Origin of the sequence: Bosea sp. NBC_00550 (assembly GCF_026020075.1) — a bacterium.
In the GTDB taxonomy this organism is placed as follows: Bacteria; Pseudomonadota; Alphaproteobacteria; order Rhizobiales; family Beijerinckiaceae; genus Allobosea.
In genome coordinates this window covers 4,650,900-4,668,778 of the sequence record NZ_CP102772.1, presented here as the reverse complement: position 1 = coordinate 4,668,778, position 17,879 = coordinate 4,650,900, and the positions used below count along the sequence as shown (strand labels likewise).

The window sequence follows — 17,879 nt, the reverse complement described above, 5'->3', positions numbered from 1 at the left end:
GTGCGGACGGGCCAGCACCGGACGATGGAGCGGCCCTCAGGAGAAGATCACCTTGCGGAACCGCGTGAGCGCGAAAGCGAAGTAGGCCGCGCCGATGGCGACGATCTTGACGATTTCCGGCCAGACGATGTCGAGGCCCGCGCCGCGATAGAGCACGCCTTGCGAGAAGGCGACGAAATGCGGCGTCGGGCTGAAGATCCGCATGATCCACTGTAGCCAGAGCGGCATGCTCTCCATCGGCGTCGTCGCGCCGGACAGAAGCTGCGTGACCACGAAGACCGGGATCGCGAGCAGGCCGAACTGCCCCATCGTCGTCGCCAGCGTGCCGAGCAGGATGCCGAGCGCTGCGACGGAAAAGGCATAGATCGCCGTGCCGAACACGAAGAGCAGGAGCGAGCCGGCGATCGGCACGCCCAGCGCCCATTCGACGATGAGGAGGAGCGAGGCCACCGCCGCGACCAGGATGACCAGTGCATTCGCCACCATCTTGGCGAGCATGATCTCGACCGGCGTGACCGGCATCACCAGGAGATGCTCGACCGTGCCCTGCTCGCGCTCGCGGATCAGCGCCGCGCCGGTCAGGATGATGGTCAGCAGGGTGACGTTGTTGAGCACCTGCATGACCGAGCTGAACCAGCCGGAGTCGAGATTGGGGTTGAAGCGCGCCCGCACCACCAGATTGATCGGCAGCGCGGTCGTCGTCTCGCGCCCGGCCTGCCGGTTCGAAATCTCCTGGGCGATGATCTGCTGGATATAGACCGCGCCGTTGCCGGCCTGGGTCATCGCAGTGGCGTCGATGTTGAGCTGCAGCACCGCCTGCCGCCCGGCCAGCAGGTCCGCCTGGAACTTGGGCGGTATCTCGAGCACGAAGACGAGGCGGCCGGAATTCATCTCGGCGTCGATCTCGGTGGCGGCGATGCGCTTCGAGACCTTGAACAGCGGTGGACCGAAGGCGCCGAGCAGCGAGCGCGAGAACTCGGACTGGTCCTCGTCGACGACACCGATGGTCAGATCGCGCGCCTCCAGCTTCACGCCGGTCGCCACGGTGTAGACGGCAATGCTGAAGGTGTAGGCCACCAGCACCAGCATGATCGGGTCGGCCCGCAGGCTGCGCAGCTCCTTGACCATGAGGCGCAGGATGTTCTGGAGGTGGATGACGAGCGCCGCCATCTCAGTTCTCCTGCTTGCGCAGCGCCAACTGGGCGACGACGAGGAAGAGCAGGAAGAAGCCGCCGAGCACCAGCAGATTGGGCCAGAGCTCGGCCGCCCCCAACCCCTTGGTGAAGACGCCGACGCTGACCGGCTGGTACCAGGCCGGCGGCAGGCTCATGCCGATGATCCGGCCGCCACCCGAGAGCGAGGCGACCGGCACCATCAAGCCGGAGAAATTGACCGCCGGGATGATCGACAGGATCGCGGTGGCGAAGACGGCCGAGACCTGCGTGCGCGTGAAGCTGGAAATGAGCTGGCCGAAGCCGGTCGTGGCGGAGACATAGAGCAGGGTCGCCAGCACCAGCACCCAGGCCGGCCCCTTGATCGGAACCGCGAAGACGGTCAGCGCGATCAGGACCAGCATGACGAAGCTGACCATCGCGACGGCGATATAGGGCAACTGCTTGCCGAACAGGAATTCGAAGCGGCTGATCGGCGTCGAGCGGAAATTGGCGATGGAGCCGGTCTCCTTCTCGCGGACGACGCCGATCGCCGACATGATCGCCGGGATGAGGATCAGCATCAGCATGATCACGCTCGGCACCATCGCGTTGGCGCTCTTGAAGTCCTGGTTGTAGCGGAAGCGGGTCTCGATCGTGACGGGCGTCGGCGCATGGCTCGACGCGGCCTGGGAAGCCACGAAGTTCTGCGCGTACTGCGTCGCCAGCCCGGTGACATAGCCGCGCGTCGTCTCCGCCCGGAACGGCATAGCGCCATCGAGCCAGACGGATAGTTCGGGCACCCGTCCGCTCATCAGGTCGCGACCGAAGGAAGGCGGGATCTCGATCGCGAACTGGAGCTCGCCGCTCCGCAGGCGCTGGTCCAGTTCGACGGCGGATCGGATCGGCGCCTGTTCGTCGAAATAGCGCGAACTCGAGAAGGCCTCGACCAGTTGCCGGCTCTCCATCGAGCTGTCCTGGTCATAGGCGGCGAATTTCAGGTTCTCGACATCGAAGGAGATGCCGAAGCCGAAGGCCAGCATCAGCAGCAGCGGCCCGAGGAAAGCGAAGCTCAGCCGGATCGGATCGCGCAGCAGCTCCATGGTCTCGCGCCTTGTGCAGGCCCAGAGCCGGCGCGGATCGAAGCGGCGCGCCGGCGGCGCCGGCCGGGCCGCGGCGGCTGGGACCGCAGCCGCTTCCGCAGGCGCATCCTCGATGCCGGCGGCCTCCTTGAGATAGGCGATGAAGGCCTCTTCCAGCGTGTCCACGCCGCGTTGCCGCACCAGCTCCTGCGGCGTGCCGACTGCCAGCACCTTGCCGGCATGCATGAAGGAGATGCGGTCGCAACGCTCCGCCTCGTTCATGAAATGGGTCGAGAGGAAGATGGTGACGCCGTCGTCGCGCGAGAGGTCGATCAGCGTGCGCCAGAAGGCGTCACGCGCGATCGGGTCGACGCCCGAGGTCGGCTCGTCGAGGATCAGCATGGCCGGCCGGTGCAGGACGGCGACGGCGAGCTGCAGGCGCTGGCGGATGCCGAGCGGCAGGCTGTCGGGCCGTTCGTCGGCAACGGTCTCGAGGTCGAAGCGAGTCAGGAGCTCGGCGATCCGGCCGGGGATATCGGCCGGCGGCAGATGGTAGAGCTCCGCATGGAGCAGCAGATTCTGGCGGACCGTCAGCTCGCTGTAGAGCGAGAAAGCCTGCGACATGTAGCCGACATGGCGGCGCGTCTCCATGTCGTCGGCGGCGAGCGGCTGGCCGAAGAGCTTGGCCGTGCCTTCGCTCGCCGGCAGCAGGCCGGTCAGCATCTTCATCGTCGTCGACTTGCCGCAGCCGTTGGAACCGAGGAACCCGAAGATCTCGCCGCGGCCGATGCGGAAGCTGACATGGTCGACGGCGACGAAATCGCCGAAGCGGCGGGTCAGACCCTCGGCTTCGATCGCGGGCGTGGCGTCGTCACTCACGACCCGCGGCCGCATCACGACCTCCCGATGCTGCGCGCGCTTGGCTTCCGGGAGCAGCGCGACGAAAGCGCCCTCCAGCGTCGTTTGCCCGGCCTTTTCGCGCAGTTCGGCCGGCGTACCGGTGGCGATCGCCTTGCCGTCATCCATGGCGACGAGCCAGTCGAAGCGCTCGGCTTCCTCCATGTAGGCGGTGGCGACGATGACGCTCATGCCCGGCCGACGGCCGCGGATCGTGTCGATCAGGTCCCAGAACTGGCCGCGCGAGAGCGGATCGACGCCCGTCGTCGGCTCGTCGAGCACGAGCAGGTCGGGATCGTGGATCAGCGCGCAGCAGAGCGAGAGCTTTTGCTTCATGCCGCCGGAAAGCTTGGCTGCCGGCCGGTTCTCGAAGGGGTCGAGCCCGGTGGCCTTGAGCAGTTCGTCGATGCGGCTGCGGCGCTCGGCGGCATCCTGTCCGAACAGCCGCGCATGGAAGTCGATGTTCTCGAAGACCGACAGCGTCGGGTAGAGATTGCGCCCCAGCCCCTGCGGCATATAGGCGATGCGTCCACGCCGCGCCTCGCGCTGCGCCTTGACGCCGAGATCGCCGCCCAGCGCATGGACGCTGCCCTGCTGGATCGTGCGCACCCCGGCGACGAGCGCGAGCAGGGTCGACTTGCCGACGCCATCGGGCCCGATAACCCCGATCATGCGGCCGGACGGGATGTCGAGCGTCATCGCGTCGAGGGCGGTCACCTTGCCGTAACGGTGCGTGACGCCGACGAGGCTGGCGGCAGGACCGGCCTGCGTCATGGCAGCTTCACGACCAGGGAGTCGGGCCATTTCGCGGAGGGAGAGGTACGCACGAAGCCGAGGCCGCGCACGCCCGTCTTCACCTGCCGGTGGTATTTGGCGAGCAGCGCGGGATCGACCTGAAGCTTGGCGCGGAAGACCAGCTTCTCGCGCTCCTCGGCGGTCTCGACGGCCTTTGGCGTGAACTGCGCATCGGCCGCGACGAAGCTGACCGTCGCCGGGATGACGTATTGCGGCACGGGATCGAGGATGATGCGCGCCTCGTCGCCCAGCGCGAGCTGCCCCGCCTGCGAAGCCGGCAGGTAGATCGTCATGTAGACGTCCGAGAGGTCGAGGATGGTGATGACACGGGTGCCGGCCGAGACCACCTCGCCGGTCCGGGCGAGCTGGTACTGGACGCGCCCGCTGCGCGGCGCGACCAGCACGAGATCGACCAGGATCGCCTTGATCTGCTCGGCATCGGCCTCGGAGGCATGGATCGCGAACTGTGCCTGATCGCGCTGCGCCTGTGCTGCCCTCAGCGCGGCGTCGGCGGCATCGGCCTTGGCAGAGCGCTGATCGTCGGTCTGCTTGCTGAGATAGCCCTTCGCGACCAGCTCCTTGCCGCGTTCGGCATCGGTGCGGGCGAGGATCTGATCGCTTTTGCGCTGGGCGATCAGCGCCTCGGCCTCGGCGAGCGCCTGGCGGGCGCGAAGGACCTGTGCCTGCGCGGCCCGCAGCTGCGCCTCGTATTCCGGCGAGGAGATGCGGGCGACCACCTGGCCGGCGGTGACCTCGTCGCCCTCCTTGACCGAGACCTCCGCCAGGCGGCCGGCATATTTCGAGGAGACGTCGATCTGCGTCGCCTCGATGCGGCCGTTGGTCTTGACGATCCCTTCCGGCATCGCGTCGCCGCGCAGCCTTTCGATCAGCGCCTTCAACCGCGACTGCGCCTGTACGGGAGGCGGCGACAACAGGAACGTGGCGAGGGCAGCGGCGACGGCTACTCGGTATACGCGCATGGAGCGTCTCCAACGGGACAGGCCTGGAACGTTCAGCTCTGCGGTTTTCATAGCACGCAAGCCGCAGCCGGCGAGAGCCGCGCTCGCATGACGCCCTTTTCGTTCGCGCTCGGGAACGCGGCACAACGCCGCGATCTCGCGCCCATCGTTTCCCGAGGGGGTTCGGTCGCCTCTGCCCGCTGGCGGGGCGGCTCGCAATGCGCGGCGCGCTACTCGAACAGGTCGGGATGCGCCGCTTCGGTCTTTGGCAGGGCGCGCAGGATCTCGGTGAGATGGTGGCGCATGGCGGCCTCGGCCTCGGCGGCATCGCCCGCGTCGATCGCCGCCATGATGCGCCGATGCTGCTGGATCAGCGGCAGCATCGCCTCGGGCCCCGGCAGGGTCAGCTGGCAGACCCGGTCCATATGCGCCTTGATGTCCCGGATCGCCTCCCAGGCGAGCGGCATGCCGACGCCTTCCGTCAGCTCGACATGGAAGAGTTCGTCATAGCGCTGGAAGGCGGCATGGTCGTCGCGCGCGGCGGCCTTGTCCTGCATCTCCAGGAAATCGGCGATGCGCTGCCGGCTCTGTGCGGCGAAGGACTGGCAGGCCTGCCGGACGATCGCGACCTCCACCGCCTCGCGCACGAAGCGCGATTCCATCATCTTGCGCACCGAGAACTTGACCACGACGGTGCCGCGCTGCGGCTGGATATCGACGAGCCGCGTCTTGGCGAGCGCGATCAGCGCCTCGCGCACCGGCTGGCGCGACACGCCGTATTTCAGCGCGATCTCCTGCTCCGACAACCGCGTGCCGGGCGGCAATTCGAGCGCGATGATCGCCCGACGCAGTTCGGCTTCGACACGTCCGGCCGCCGAAGCGCCCTGGAGAGCGGCGGGTGACGCCAACGAAAGGCTCAAGTCAAAAACCTCCAGGGCCTGTTGCGTACCATACAACAACATACTACCATACAATCACTGCCGCAACCAAGCAGGGGCGGGCAGCAAGTTTACGTTCGAGGCGCCAGCGAACAAGCCGGGAAACGGCAGGGCGCTCGAAACCACGGGAGAACGCACCATGACCGCACGCCGCAGATTCCTTGCCTATACCGCCGCGCTGGCCTTTTCGGCAGCGGCAGCTTCATCCGCGCTCGCCCAGAGCGTGACGCTTCGTTCCGCAGACATCCATCCGACCGACTATCCGACCGTCGAGGCGGTCCGCTACCTCGGCAAGCTGCTCGAAGAGCGCACACAGGGCCGGATCAAGATCAACGTCTTCCACTCCGGACAACTCGGCCAGGAGAAGGACACCATCGACCAGACCCGGTTCGGCGTCGTCGACATCAACCGCATCAACATGGCGCCGTTCAACAACCTGATCCCGGCGACCAACATCCCCTCCCTGCCCTTCATCTTCCGCTCGGTCGATCATATGCGGAAGGCGATGGACGGGCCGATCGGCGACAATCTGCTGAAGGAATTCGAGAAGCACGACCTCATCGGCCTCGCGCTCTACGATTCCGGCTCGCGCTCGTTCTATAATTCCAAGCGCCCCATCAACAGCCCTGCCGACATGAAGGGCATGAAGATCCGCGTCCAGCAGTCCGACATGTTCGTCGCGCTGGTCTCGGCGCTGGGCGCCAACGCGACGCCGATGCCCTTCGGCGAGGTCTATTCCGCGCTGCAGACCGGCGTGATCGACGGTGCCGAGAACAACTGGCCGTCCTATGAATCGACCCGCCATTTCGAGGTCTCGAAGTTCTACTCCGTGACCGAGCACTCGCTGTCGCCGGAAGCGCTGGTGATGTCGAAGAAAAGCTTCGACAAGTTCAACGCGGCCGACCAGGCGATCATCAAGGCTGCGGCCAAGGAATCGGTCCTCAAGATGCGCGAGCTCTGGGATGCGCGCGAGAAGGCGTCCGAGGCCAAGGTCAAGGCCGGCGGCGCACAGATCAATACCGTCGAGAAGAAGCCCTTCATCGACGCGATGAAGCCGGTCTACGACAAGTTCGTCACCGATCCGAAGCTGAAGGAAATGGTCGCCGCCATCCAGGCGGTGAACTGAGCCTCTGCGATGCGGGGCGGCCGGCAACGGCCGCTCCGCTTTCGGCAACCCGCCAGCCCGGGCCAATCTCATGCGCGCTTTCACGGCCTTCCTGACACGCCTCGATGCCAAGCTCAGCCTTTATGCGCTGATCACCGCAGGGGCCGGCCTCGTCCTGATGACCATCATGGTCGCCTGGGGCGTCTTCGGCCGCTATGTGCTGAACGACACGCCGATCTGGGTCGAAGCCGGATCACTCTTCCTGATGTCCTGGTTCATCCTGCTCGGCGCCGCTGTCGGGGTGCGCGAAAGCGACCATCTCGGCTTCGAGGTCGGGCTCGTGATGTCGCCGCCGCGCTTACGCGCCGTGCTGACCGTGCTTGGCGAGGGCCTGGTCTGCGCCTTCGGGCTCGCCATGCTCGGCTATGGCTGGCAGCTCGCGGCCGGCACCTGGAGCGACCGCATGCCGATCATCGGCATCTCGCGCGGCTGGGACTATGTCCCGATCGCGGCGGGCGGCGCGCTGATAGCCCTGTTCGCGCTCGAAAAGATCCTTCTCTTCATCACCGGCGAGCAGCAGGCGCCGCTCGGTTTCGTCCATTTCGGCGAGAGCCAGGAGGCCTGATCACATGGAACTCTGGGTTCTCTTCGGCCTCTTCTCGCTGCTCCTGCTGATCGGTGTGCCCGTCGCCTTCTGCCTCGGCATCGCCTCCGTCGCGACCGTGGCCTATATGGGCCTGCCGCCGGTCGTGGTCTTCCAGCAGATGAACTCCGGCATGAACGCCTTCGCGATGATGGCGATCCCGTTCTTCATCTATGCGGGCGACCTGATGATCCGCGGCGGCATCGCCGAGCGGCTGATCCAGATGGCGGCGAGCCTCGTCGGACATCTGCGCGGCGGGCTCGGCCAGGTGAACGTGGTGACCTGCACGCTCTTCGGCGGCATCTCCGGCTCGGCCGTCGCCGACGCCTCGGCCGTCGGCGGGCTGATGATCCCGCAGATGAAGAAGCGCGGCTATGACGCCGACTACGCCGTCAACGTCACCGCGAACGCGGCGATCATCGCGCTGCTGATCCCGCCCTCGCACAACATGATCATCTATTCGCTTTCGGCGGGCGGCAACATCTCGATCGCGGACCTGTTCACGGCAGGCGTCGTGCCGGGTCTCATGCTCTGCGGCGCGCTGATGGTCGCCGCCTGGGCGGTTGCGGTGAAGCGCGGCTATCCGCGCGAGGCCTTTCCGGGCTTTGCCGCCGTCGGACGCTATGTCGTGCTGGCGCTGCCCGGCATCCTGCTGATCGGCATCATCTTCGGCGGCGTCCGTTCCGGCGTCTTCACTGCGACGGAATCGTCCTGCGTCGCCGTGGTCTACGCCATCCTCGTGACCGTCTTCGTCTATCGTCAGCTGACATGGACGGCCTTCGTCGAGGCGACGCTCGGCGCCGTCCGCACCACCGCGATGGTGCTGCTGGTCATCGGGACGGCCGGCGCCTTCGGCTGGCTGATGGCCTTCCTGCAGGTGCCGCAGGCGACCATCGCCGCGATGAAGGCGGTCTCCGACAATCCCATCGTCATCCTGCTGATGATCAACCTGATCCTGCTGGTGCTCGGCACCTTCATGGACATGGCGCCGATGATCATCATCTGCACGCCGATCTTCCTGCCGGTGGTGAAGGCGTTCGGCGTCGATCCCGTCCACTTCGGCGTGATCCTGATCCTCAATGCCGGCATCGGCCTCAACACGCCGCCGGTCGGTTCGGTGCAGTTCGTCGCCTGCGCCATCGGCCGCATTTCCATCGGGGAGTCGATGCGGACGATCTGGCCGTTCTACGGCGCCAGCGTCGCCGTGCTCCTGCTCGTCACCTATGTGCCCGGCCTGTCGCTCTGGCTGCCGCGCCTGTTCCACTGAAGGATCGACCATGACCATCGAAATTCGCCAGGTTTCGCACCCCGAGGCGGTGAAGGGCTTCGACACGGCTGAGCTGCGCCGCCATTTTCTGATCGAGACATTGTTCGTCGCCGGCGAGGTCAAGCTGACCTACAGCCATCTCGACCGCGTCATCGTCGGCGGGGCCATGCCGGTGGGCAAGCCGGTCGTGCTGCCGACGCCGAAGGCGGTCGGCACCGATGCCTTCCTCCGGCGGCGCGAGCTCGGCATCGTCAATGTCGGCGGCGCCGGCACGGTCTCGGTCGGCGGCAAGGCCTACGCACTGGCGAAGCGCGACGCGCTCTATGTCGGCAAGGAGGCCGGCGAGGTCTCGTTTTCAAGCGACGATGCCGGCAATCCCGCGAAGTTCTACCTGCTCTCGACGCCGGCTCATGCCGTGCATCCGACCAAGGTCATTCGGGAATCCGACGCCAAGACCCTCGCGCTCGGCGAGCAGGCGACCGCCAACAAGCGCATCATCCGCCAGTACATCATCCCCGGCGTTTGCGACACCTGCCAGCTCGTGATGGGCCTGACCACGCTGGAAGAGGGCAGCATCTGGAACACCATGCCTTCGCATGTCCACGACCGGCGCATGGAGGCCTATCTCTATTTCGACGTCCCCGAGGATGCCCGCGTCTTCCATCTGATGGGCGAGCCGCAGGAGACCCGCCACCTCGTGGTCGCCAACGAGCAGGCGATCCTCTCGCCCGGCTGGTCGATCCATTCCGGCGTCGGGACGAAGGCCTATTCCTTCATCTGGGGCATGGGCGGCGACAATGTCGATTACACCGACATGGACATGGTCGCGACCGGGGATCTGCGCTGATGCGCTCTGCCTTCGATCTGAGCGGCCGGACCGCGATCGTCACCGGGGCCAATACCGGGCTCGGTCAGGCGATCGCGGTGGCGCTCGCTCAGGCGGGGGCCGGCATCGTCGCGGTCGGCCGTTCGAGCATGAGCGAGACGAAGGCGCTGGTCGCCGAGACCGGCCGGCCCCTCCATGAGATCGCGGCCGACCTCGCCACGCTGGAGCCGATCGCGCGGATCGTAGAGGAGGCCGAGGCCGCGGCGCAGGCCGACGGCTCGCGCCTCGACATCCTCGTCAACAATGCCGGCATCATCCGCCGCGCCGACGCGATCGACTTCACCGAGGCCGATTGGGACGCGGTGATGGACGTCAACCTGAAGTCGACCTTCTTCCTGACGCAAGGCGTGGCGAAGCGCATGCTCGCCGACGGCAAGGGCGGCAAAGTGATCAACATCGCCTCGCTGCTCTCCTTCCAGGGCGGCATCCGCATCCCGTCCTACACGGCGTCGAAGAGCGGACTCGCTGGGCTGACAAGGCTGCTCGCCTGCGAATGGGCCGCGAAGGGCATCAACGTCAACGCCATCGCGCCGGGGTATTTCGCGACCAACAACACGCAGGCCCTGCGTGCCGACCCCGCGCGCAACGACGCCATCCTCGCGCGCATCCCGGCCGGGCATTGGGGCCAGCCGCAGGAGATCGGCGGCGCTGCCGTGTTCCTCGCCTCCGACGCAGCAGCCTACATCCACGGCGTCGTCCTGCCCGTCGATGGCGGCTGGCTCGCACGCTGAGGGAGATCTGACATGGACCGCAAGAACGAGCCCTTCGCCCATGATGCCGATCTCACCTGGGAGCCGGCAGGCGAAGGCGTGACGCGGAAAATCCTGACCTATCGCGACGACGTCATGATGGTGCGGGTGCGCTTCGAGGCCGGCGCCATCGGCCCGGCGCACAGCCACCCGCATATCCAGTGCTCGCTGGTCGAGAGCGGCGTCTTCGACATCACCATCTCCGGGCACACCGAGCGCCTGGTCGCCGGTGACAGCTTCACCGTGCCGCCCGATGCCATCCACGGCGCCGTCAATGTGGAGGCCGGGACGCTTGTCGACGTCTTCACGCCGATGCGGCAGGACTTCGTTTCCTGACAGCCGGGAGCCGCCGCAAGATACAGCCCAGCCCGGATTGACTCACGCATAACCCGTCAGTTATTGGTTTGATCGATAACTGACGGGTTATGCATTTTGACATCGACCGATCACGATCTGCTTTTCCGGACCCTTGCCGACCCGACGCGGCGGGCGCTGTTCGAGCGCCTGTGCCGGGACGGCGAGCAGACGGTTGGCGCCCTGACCGCCCGCGCCGGCGTTTCGCAACCGGCCGTGTCGAAGCACCTCGGTCTGCTGAAGCAGGCCGGGCTGGTCCGCGACCGCCAGGACGGCCGCCAGACGCATTACAGCGCGCAGCCCGGCGCGCTGGCGCCGCTGGTCGACTGGACCGGCCAGATGAGCGGCTTCTGGGAGAACCGCTTCGACGATCTCGAGGACCTGCTGAGGAGAATGGATCAATGAGTGAAACATCGGACGAGGTTCTTTCCGTCGTCGTCGAGCGGCAGCTTCCGCACGCTCCCGAGAAGATCTGGCGCGCGCTGACCCAGCCGCATCTGATCGCGGAATGGCTGATGAAGAACGACTTCCAGCCGATCGTCGGCCATCGCTTCGATCTCAGCGCCGAATGGGGCTCCGTCCAGTGCGAGGTCCTGGAGGTCGAGCCGGCCAGGGCCCTGTCCTACACATGGGGCGACCACAGGCTGAAGACGGTGGTGACCTGGACGCTGACGCCAGCCGGGTCCGGCACGTCGCTGCGCATGGAGCAGGCGGGCTTCCGGGCCGACCAGCCGCGCTATTTCCAGGGCGCGCAGGGCGGCTGGCCACGCTTCTTCGCAGCGCTGGAGGATGTGCTGGCGCGGATCGGCTGAGGAACGCACGCCGTTCGGGCGCGTCGTTTGGAGATCGGTTTGCCGGAGGAGAGCGGCTTGGCGAGGAAGACAAGACCATCGATCGAGGCCGATGCGGCCGACCCCGCCAAGCCCGTCCTGCTCTCCGGCGGCAACCCGCAGATCGCCAAGGCCGAGGGCGATGCAGCCGTGCAGGCCTATATCGCGGCGATGCCGGAATGGAAGAACGCGGTGGGAAAGGAGCTCGATGCGCTGATCGAGCGCACCGTCCCCGACCTGCGCAAGGCGGTTAAATGGAATTCGCCGCTTTACGGAACCAGCGAGCACGGCTGGTTCCTCGGGGTCCACTGCTTCACGCGTTACGTCAAAATCGCCTTCTTCAACGGCGCCAGACTCGACCCGCTGCCGCCCGTCGCGTCGAAGGACAAGAATACCCGCTACGTCCACATCGACGAGCATGGCCTGACCGACACGGCGCTGATGGCGCGCTGGGTCGAACAGGCCGCGAAACGGCCCGGCTGGGTGATCTAGGCACCCTGCTCCGCAGCAGCACACCGAAGCTGGAGGACAACCCATGGCCAAGAGCGCAACCCAGGGCGAGACATCGCCGTCCGAACTGATCGACGCGCGGATCAAGGAACTCGGCGACTGGCGCGGCGAGATGCTCGCGCGGCTGCGTGAGCTGATCAAGCAGGCCGTCCCAGATGTCGTCGAGGAGTGGAAATGGCGGGGCGTTCCGGTCTGGTACCGTGACGGCATGATCTGCACCGGCGAGACCTACAAGAACGCCGTGAAGATGACCTTCGCCAAGGGCGCGGCCCTTGAAGATCCCTCCGGCCTGTTCAACTCCAGCCTCGACGGCAATGTCCGGCGCGCCATCGATTTCCACGAGGGCGACAAGATCGACGAAACGGCTTTGACGAGCCTGATCCGGGCGGCCATTGCGTTGAACGCGGCCCCCTCCGGCCGCTCACGCTAGAGCGTGCTGATTTTGTCAGGAACCACGCCGTCGTCCCGGGCTTGACCCGGGCTCCATGCTGGAGCTTGTCCGACGAATCCCTCAGGCATGGATCCCGGATCTGCGCTCGCTCCGTCCGGGATGACCCGCGTTTCCACGAAAACGCGACATGCTCCAGGCCGGCCGGGCCATCGTTGACGGAGGCACTCGACGGAGTCTCCAAACGCCCGTGAGCGATTGGCGGAGAACGGCCGGCGCCCTGGCACCGGCCGATAGTGGCCTCAGCCCTTCGACTTCTTGCGTCCGGGCTTTCCGCCGCGCTTCTTGGCCGCTGGCGAGCCGCCCTTCTGGAAGGCGCGGTGGTACTCCTCCGCCATCTCGCGCAGCGCCTTGCCGATATTGGCGTATTGATACTCGTTGAGATTGGCGAGGGAGGCGCGCCCCGCCGGCTGGCGCGTGCCGAAGCCGCGGCCGGGCAGAAGCACGATGCCGGTGTCGTCGGCGATCCTGAACAGCAGCTCGTCGGGATTGACGTTCTCCTTGACCCAGGCTGCGAAGTCCGGCCCGTAAAGGCTGCGCGAGATCGTCTCGAGATCGAGCAGCGTGTAGTTCGACCGAGTTCGGATCCTGCTCCTGGGCTACGCCTAGCTCGCGATACAGCGCCGCCTCGCGGCGACGGATCAGCTTCTTCAGCTCTGCCTTGTAGCCGTCGTTCTCGTCCATCAGGGCGAAGAGCGAGAACAGCACCATCTGCACCTGCTGCTGCGTCGAGAGGCCGGCGGTGTGGTTGAGCGCGACGGTGCGGCTGTCCGCGACCAGACGGTCGATGAAGCGCAGCTGGCTGACATCCGGCAGGAGCGAGCCGTAACGCCTGTCCAGCGCGGTCTTGGTGCTCTTCGGCAGGTCGTCCAGCGCCTTGTCGAAAACGGAATCGCGATGCGTCGCGACGACGCCGAGGCGCCAGCCCGTCGCGCCGAAATATTTCGAGAAGGAGTAGACCAGCATCGTATTCTTCGGGCAGGTCGCGAAGAGCGACCTGAAATCATCCGCGAATGTGCCGTAGACGTCGTCCGTGAGGATGAAGAGGTCGGGGCGATGGTCGCGCACGATGGCCGCGACCTTCTCCAGGCTGCGATCGTCCATCTTCACCGATGGCGGGTTGCTGGGGTTGATGCAGAAGAAGATCTTGACCGCCGGATCCTTGAGCTTTTCGAGCTCGGAATCGGGGTACTGCCAGCCCTTTTCGGGATCGGCGTCGATCGCGACCTCGACCAGACCGTATTCGTCCAGCTCGGGGATCTCGATATAGGGCGTGAAGACCGGCATGCCGATCGCGACCTTGTCGCCGCGCTTGACCAGCCCGTTCTGCTTCAGCGTGTTGAAGATGTAGGTCATCGCGGCGGTGCCGCCTTCGACGGCGAAGAGATCGATGCTGCTTGCCGGGATGAAGCCGCCGATCATCTCCTTGACGATGTAGTGCCTGACGATCTCCTCGCTCACCACGAGCATGCGCGGCGGGACCGGATAATTGCTGCCGAGAATGCCCTCGACCATCTCGTGCAGGAAGGCCGAGGCGGAGAGCCCGAGCTGGTCGCGCACATAGCTCAGGGCGCGCCCGAGGAAGACGACGCCGGGGTGCTCGCGATTATCGGCGATGAAACGCTCGAACCGCCCCTCGATGCCCTCGATCTGCGGCAGGCCGCCGATGCCGTTGGGCATATAGGAATAGGACAGTTCGGCTTCAGCCGTCGCGAAGAGGCCGAGCCGGAAGAACGCCCGGCGCGGCAGCGTCGCGAGGAAGTTCGGATTGCCGCGCCCGGCATTCAGCATCAGGCGGTTCTCGCGGCTCGACGCGAGCTTGATCAGTTCATCCTTCAGTTCGAACGGGCTGAGCTTGGAGTATTTGCTGTAGTCGGTCGCCATCATACGTCTCCTCGATCAGATCAGGCGAAGGCCACGACGAGCGGGCCAAGCAGGGTCAGGAAAACGTTCGCCAACGCGTAGGTGATGGCGAAGGGGGTGGTGGGAATGGAGTTCCCGGCCTTGTCCAGAACCTCGCCGAAGGCGGGGTTGGCACTGCGCGATCCAGACAGTGCGCCGGCAAAGATCGCGGTGTTGTCGTAGTGCAGGATATAGCGCCCGACGAGCATGGTGATGATCATCGGCAGGATCGTCACGACCACGCCGATCAGGAAGATCGACAGGCCGCTCTGCGCGATGGTGGTGACGGCCTGATGCCCGGACTGAAGCCCGACCACCGCGACGAAGCCGGCGAGGCCGAGATCGCGCAGCAGGGTCGAGGCTGCCGTGGGCATGTTGCCGATGGCGAGGTTGCGGCTGCGATACCAGCCGAAGGCCAGACCGGAGAGCAGCGCGCCGCCGCCGCTGCCGAGCGTCAGCGGGACATCGCCGATGCGCAAGACCAGCAGGCCGATCAGCAGGCCGACGACGAGGCCGACGCCGTGGAAGACGAAATCGGTCTTGTCGCTGGCGACGAGGACGGTGCCGACGACCTTCGCCACACGCTGGACGTCCTCGGCCGTTCCATAAAGCGTCGCGACATCGCCGACTTCGATGACCGTGTCCGGCTTCAGCGGCAGCGGCTTTCCCGCCCGCTGCAGCCCGGTGACATAGATGCCGTGGCGCAGGCTTCCGGCGGTCGCCTCGCTGATCTGCTGCACGGTCTTGCCGATGAAGTCGCGGTTGGCGATGGCCACGTCCTGGTTGAGTACGACCAGGTCCATGCCTTCGGAAGACTGGAGCTCGGGGCCGATCTGGCCGGCCACGCCGACGACGCCGGCGCGACGGCCGACGAGGAGGACGGTGTCGCCGGCCATCAGCGTGAGATCCGGCTCCACACCGATGACCGAGCCGGCGCGCTTGAGCCGCTCGATGACGATGGAGGAGCCGCCCGCGAGCGCCTCGACCTCGGCGACCGTGCGGCCGGCCACGCCCTCCACCTTGAAGAGGCGCCCCACAAGATCCGGCGCGGCCGGATGCTCCCCCGCGCCATAGACGCGAATGCCGGCGAGCATCTCGGCCTCCGCCTTCATGGCGTCGTCGCGGATGCTGCGGCCCATCAGCCAGGGCAGGATGTTGACGCAGACGATGATCGCGCCGAAGGAGCCGAAGATATAGGTCACCGCATAGCCGACGGCGACATTGCCCTGCAGGCGCTGGACCTCGTCTGCCGCGAGCCCGAGCTTGCCGATGGCGGCGCTCGCCGTGCCGATGATCGCCGATTGGGTGAGCCCGCCGGCCGCGATGCCGGCCGCGAGGCCCTTGTCGAGCCCGAACATCCTGGCAAGGATGACGACGGTGGCGAGGCCGCTGAGCGCCAGCACCGCCGCCATGACGATCTCACGGATCGACTGCCGCCCGAGCGACCGGAAGAATTGCGGCCCGCTCTCGAAGCCGACCGCGTAGATGAACAGCGCGAACAGCACCGACTTGATGCCGTTGTCTATGGTGACGCCGACCTGGCTGATCAGCACGGCGGCCAGCAGGGAGCCTGCAACGCCGCCGAGCTGGAATTTCCCGAACTGGAACTTCCCGATCCAATAGCCGGCGGCCAATGACAGAAAGAGAGCTATTTCAGGGGATTGATGAAAAATCGACGATAGCGCCGCCACGGACCTACTCCTGAATCTCGGAAATCTGGCACGTTGGAAAATGGATGAGCCGAAAGAAGAATGCCGAACTCTAAACTGGAATTCTTATGCAACTCAAGGTTCAACATCGGGAGCGTTTTCCGCGGTGCGGCCATCAATCTGAAGTTGAACTGGATATAAATTTTAATTCGAAAAATTGAAAATAAATCGTAACAATATCCATCCCTGAAGCCAACCAGCGAAACCTGAATTTTGATCTATATTTAGAATATACATAAGATACGCTCGTCACACATATGTTCAGGACGGTACGGAAAGCAGCCTCGGGCGTCGCCGTATGTACCACCGCCTCGACAGATTTGCCCTCACACGCTTCGAAAAACTCATGGGAAACGCGAATAGCAGGCAAGAAGCGGACGTGTCAGAAGTATTCAACAATGTTGTAGCGCCGCGGGAGAAAAACACTCAGTATCGCCTCGCGCTGGCCGCCCCAGGAGAAGCCGGCGCGATACGAGGCGGCAAGGGGAAGCGGATGCCTGAGTTTTCGCAGCAGTCGAACGAAAAATCCCGTACCCGACTTGCCTACCTCACAGTAATTGCCTTGGCCGGCGGGCTCGCGATCGCCCCCATAGCCCCTGCATCGGCCCAGCAGGCCGCCCCGGCGGCGGTCCAGGTCGGCACGGTCGCAGCCGAGAAGCGTGCCATCGAACGGACCGCCGATTTCGTCGGCCGCGTCGAGGCCGTCAATCGCGTCGACATCCGCGCCCGCGTGACCGGCTATCTGGACGAAGTCCTGTTCAAGGACGGCGCCATCGTCAAGGAGGGAACGCCGCTCTTCCGCATCGAGCGCGCGCCGTTCGAGGCGGCTGTCGAGCAGGCGCAGGGCGCGCTGGAAGGGGCGCAGGGAACCTTGCAGAACGCCATCGTGCAGCGCCAGCGCGCCGAGGAGCTCCTGCGCACCAGCGCCGGCTCGGTCGCCGTCCGCGACCAGCGCGTCGCCGAGGAGAAGAGTGCGCAAGGCAACCAGACCATTGCGGAAGCCAATCTGAAAACGGCGCAGATCAACCTCGGCTACACCGAAATCACGGCGCCGATTTCCGGTCGGATCGGCCGGACGAAGCTGACCAGGGGCAACGTCGTCGGCCCCGATAGCGGCGTGCTGGTGCAGATCGTCAGCGGCGATCCGATGTATGTGACCTTTCCGGTCAGCCAGCGTGAATTCCTCGGCTTGAAGACGAATGCCGTCACGGCCGAGACACGCGCCCCGTTCGTCACCATCAGGTTCGCGGACGGATCGAGCTACGACCAGAAGGGGCGCGTCGATTTCGTCGATGTCTCGGTCGACCGCGCCACCGACACGGTCCTGGTGCGCGCCGAGATTGCCAATCCCGAGGGAAAGCTCATCGACGGCACGCTCGTGCGCGTCACCGTCCAGGCCGATCAGAGCGAGGAGAAGGTGCTGGTTCCGCAATCGGCGCTGATCGCCGATCAGCAGGGCGCCTATGTCTTCGCGGTCGAGGACGGCAAGGCCGTGGTGAAGCGCGTCAAGATCGGCGCCGAGGCCGGTGCCTATATCGTCGTCGAACAGGGTCTGGCCGGCAACGAGCAGATCGTGGTCGAGGGGCTGCAGAATCTCAGGGCGGGAACGCCAGTCCTCGCCTCGCCCGTGCCCCCGCCGGCCGGCCGGAGCTGA

At 65.8% G+C, this 17,879-nt stretch carries 17 protein-coding genes; 11 read left to right on the top strand and 6 right to left on the bottom strand.

Features of this window, described 5'->3' with window-relative positions; genetic code table 11:
- Nucleotides 1–36 precede the first annotated feature (36 nt).
- From NWE53_RS22235 to NWE53_RS22220, 4 genes are all read right to left on the bottom strand, one after another.
- Nucleotides 37–1,170, bottom strand: coding sequence for an ABC transporter permease (locus tag NWE53_RS22235; protein WP_265051521.1), 1,134 nt, complete (start codon nucleotides 1,168–1,170; stop codon nucleotides 37–39).
- 1 nt (nucleotide 1,171) lies between these two features.
- Nucleotides 1,172–3,904 (bottom strand): ribosome-associated ATPase/putative transporter RbbA, encoded by a 2,733-nt coding sequence (gene rbbA, locus NWE53_RS22230; RefSeq protein ID WP_265051520.1) that lies wholly within the window; start codon nucleotides 3,902–3,904, stop codon nucleotides 1,172–1,174.
- Nucleotides 3,901–4,905, bottom strand: coding sequence for an HlyD family secretion protein (locus NWE53_RS22225; RefSeq protein WP_265051519.1), 1,005 nt, complete (start codon nucleotides 4,903–4,905; stop codon nucleotides 3,901–3,903). Before NWE53_RS22225 ends, rbbA begins: the two co-directional genes overlap by 4 nt.
- A 209-nt stretch (nucleotides 4,906–5,114) precedes the next feature.
- On the bottom strand, nucleotides 5,115–5,804 hold the full coding sequence (locus tag NWE53_RS22220; RefSeq protein ID WP_265051518.1) for a GntR family transcriptional regulator: 690 nt from the start codon (nucleotides 5,802–5,804) through the stop codon (nucleotides 5,115–5,117).
- Between the two features lie 157 nt (nucleotides 5,805–5,961).
- On the opposite strand from NWE53_RS22220, the gene NWE53_RS22215 reads away from it, so the two are divergent.
- From NWE53_RS22215 to NWE53_RS22170, 10 genes are all read left to right on the top strand, one after another.
- The gene (locus NWE53_RS22215; RefSeq protein WP_265051517.1) at nucleotides 5,962–6,948 is read left to right on the top strand and encodes a TRAP transporter substrate-binding protein; all 987 of its coding nucleotides are present in this window, start codon (nucleotides 5,962–5,964) and stop codon (nucleotides 6,946–6,948) included.
- 70 nt (nucleotides 6,949–7,018) lie between these two features.
- The gene (locus tag NWE53_RS22210) at nucleotides 7,019–7,552 is read left to right on the top strand and encodes a TRAP transporter small permease (protein WP_265051516.1); all 534 of its coding nucleotides are present in this window, start codon (nucleotides 7,019–7,021) and stop codon (nucleotides 7,550–7,552) included.
- Between the two features lie 4 nt (nucleotides 7,553–7,556).
- The gene (locus NWE53_RS22205) at nucleotides 7,557–8,837 is read left to right on the top strand and encodes a TRAP transporter large permease (RefSeq protein WP_265051515.1); all 1,281 of its coding nucleotides are present in this window, start codon (nucleotides 7,557–7,559) and stop codon (nucleotides 8,835–8,837) included.
- A 10-nt stretch (nucleotides 8,838–8,847) separates the two neighbouring features.
- Nucleotides 8,848–9,684 (top strand): 5-dehydro-4-deoxy-D-glucuronate isomerase, encoded by an 837-nt coding sequence (gene kduI, locus NWE53_RS22200; RefSeq protein WP_265051514.1) that lies wholly within the window; start codon nucleotides 8,848–8,850, stop codon nucleotides 9,682–9,684.
- Nucleotides 9,684–10,454 carry a 2-dehydro-3-deoxy-D-gluconate 5-dehydrogenase KduD gene (kduD, locus tag NWE53_RS22195; RefSeq protein WP_265051513.1) on the top strand — a complete coding sequence of 257 codons (771 nt, stop codon included), beginning with the start codon at nucleotides 9,684–9,686 and terminating at the stop codon, nucleotides 10,452–10,454. Before kduI ends, kduD begins: the two co-directional genes overlap by 1 nt.
- A 12-nt stretch (nucleotides 10,455–10,466) precedes the next feature.
- Nucleotides 10,467–10,808, top strand: a complete 342-nt coding sequence (locus NWE53_RS22190) for a cupin domain-containing protein (RefSeq protein WP_265051512.1) — start codon at nucleotides 10,467–10,469, stop codon at nucleotides 10,806–10,808.
- Nucleotides 10,809–10,904: 96 nt separating this feature from the next.
- Nucleotides 10,905–11,231 (top strand): ArsR/SmtB family transcription factor, encoded by a 327-nt coding sequence (locus NWE53_RS22185; protein ID WP_265051511.1) that lies wholly within the window; start codon nucleotides 10,905–10,907, stop codon nucleotides 11,229–11,231.
- Entirely contained in the window at nucleotides 11,228–11,638 is a 411-nt protein-coding gene (locus tag NWE53_RS22180) for an SRPBCC family protein (RefSeq protein ID WP_265051510.1), read from the top strand. The genes NWE53_RS22185 and NWE53_RS22180 overlap by 4 nt, the downstream gene beginning before the upstream one ends.
- Before the next feature lie 57 nt (nucleotides 11,639–11,695).
- On the top strand, nucleotides 11,696–12,148 hold the full coding sequence (locus NWE53_RS22175) for a DUF1801 domain-containing protein (RefSeq protein WP_265051509.1): 453 nt from the start codon (nucleotides 11,696–11,698) through the stop codon (nucleotides 12,146–12,148).
- Nucleotides 12,149–12,191: 43 nt separating this feature from the next.
- Nucleotides 12,192–12,596, top strand: a complete 405-nt coding sequence (locus NWE53_RS22170) for a DUF1801 domain-containing protein (protein ID WP_265051508.1) — start codon at nucleotides 12,192–12,194, stop codon at nucleotides 12,594–12,596.
- Nucleotides 12,597–12,677: 81 nt separating this feature from the next.
- On the opposite strand, the gene NWE53_RS22165 is transcribed toward NWE53_RS22170, so the two are convergent.
- Nucleotides 12,678–14,498 carry a bifunctional aspartate transaminase/aspartate 4-decarboxylase gene (locus tag NWE53_RS22165; protein ID WP_320109527.1) on the bottom strand — a complete coding sequence of 607 codons (1,821 nt, stop codon included), beginning with the start codon at nucleotides 14,496–14,498 and terminating at the stop codon, nucleotides 12,678–12,680.
- Nucleotides 14,499–14,518: 20 nt separating this feature from the next.
- Nucleotides 14,519–16,207, bottom strand: a complete 1,689-nt coding sequence (aspT, locus tag NWE53_RS22160; protein ID WP_265051507.1) for an aspartate-alanine antiporter — start codon at nucleotides 16,205–16,207, stop codon at nucleotides 14,519–14,521.
- A gap of 511 nt (nucleotides 16,208–16,718) precedes the next feature.
- Here aspT and NWE53_RS22155 point away from each other — a divergent pair.
- A complete protein-coding gene (locus NWE53_RS22155) occupies nucleotides 16,719–17,879 on the top strand; it encodes an efflux RND transporter periplasmic adaptor subunit (protein ID WP_265051506.1) in 1,161 nt (386 codons plus the stop codon).

Coding starts and splice junctions, on each gene's coding strand:
- NWE53_RS22165 (WP_320109527.1), bottom strand. CDS start 14,498: ATGGCGACCGACTACAGCAAATACTCCAAGCTCAGCCCGTTCGAACTG.
- rbbA (WP_265051520.1), bottom strand. CDS start 3,904: ATGACGCAGGCCGGTCCTGCCGCCAGCCTCGTCGGCGTCACGCACCGT.
- NWE53_RS22215 (WP_265051517.1), top strand. CDS start 5,962: ATGACCGCACGCCGCAGATTCCTTGCCTATACCGCCGCGCTGGCCTTT.
- NWE53_RS22170 (WP_265051508.1), top strand. CDS start 12,192: ATGGCCAAGAGCGCAACCCAGGGCGAGACATCGCCGTCCGAACTGATC.
- NWE53_RS22180 (WP_265051510.1), top strand. CDS start 11,228: ATGAGTGAAACATCGGACGAGGTTCTTTCCGTCGTCGTCGAGCGGCAG.
- kduI (WP_265051514.1), top strand. CDS start 8,848: ATGACCATCGAAATTCGCCAGGTTTCGCACCCCGAGGCGGTGAAGGGC.
- NWE53_RS22235 (WP_265051521.1), bottom strand. CDS start 1,170: ATGGCGGCGCTCGTCATCCACCTCCAGAACATCCTGCGCCTCATGGTC.
- NWE53_RS22225 (WP_265051519.1), bottom strand. CDS start 4,905: ATGCGCGTATACCGAGTAGCCGTCGCCGCTGCCCTCGCCACGTTCCTG.
- NWE53_RS22205 (WP_265051515.1), top strand. CDS start 7,557: ATGGAACTCTGGGTTCTCTTCGGCCTCTTCTCGCTGCTCCTGCTGATC.
- NWE53_RS22210 (WP_265051516.1), top strand. CDS start 7,019: ATGCGCGCTTTCACGGCCTTCCTGACACGCCTCGATGCCAAGCTCAGC.
- NWE53_RS22190 (WP_265051512.1), top strand. CDS start 10,467: ATGGACCGCAAGAACGAGCCCTTCGCCCATGATGCCGATCTCACCTGG.
- NWE53_RS22155 (WP_265051506.1), top strand. CDS start 16,719: ATGCCTGAGTTTTCGCAGCAGTCGAACGAAAAATCCCGTACCCGACTT.
- kduD (WP_265051513.1), top strand. CDS start 9,684: ATGCGCTCTGCCTTCGATCTGAGCGGCCGGACCGCGATCGTCACCGGG.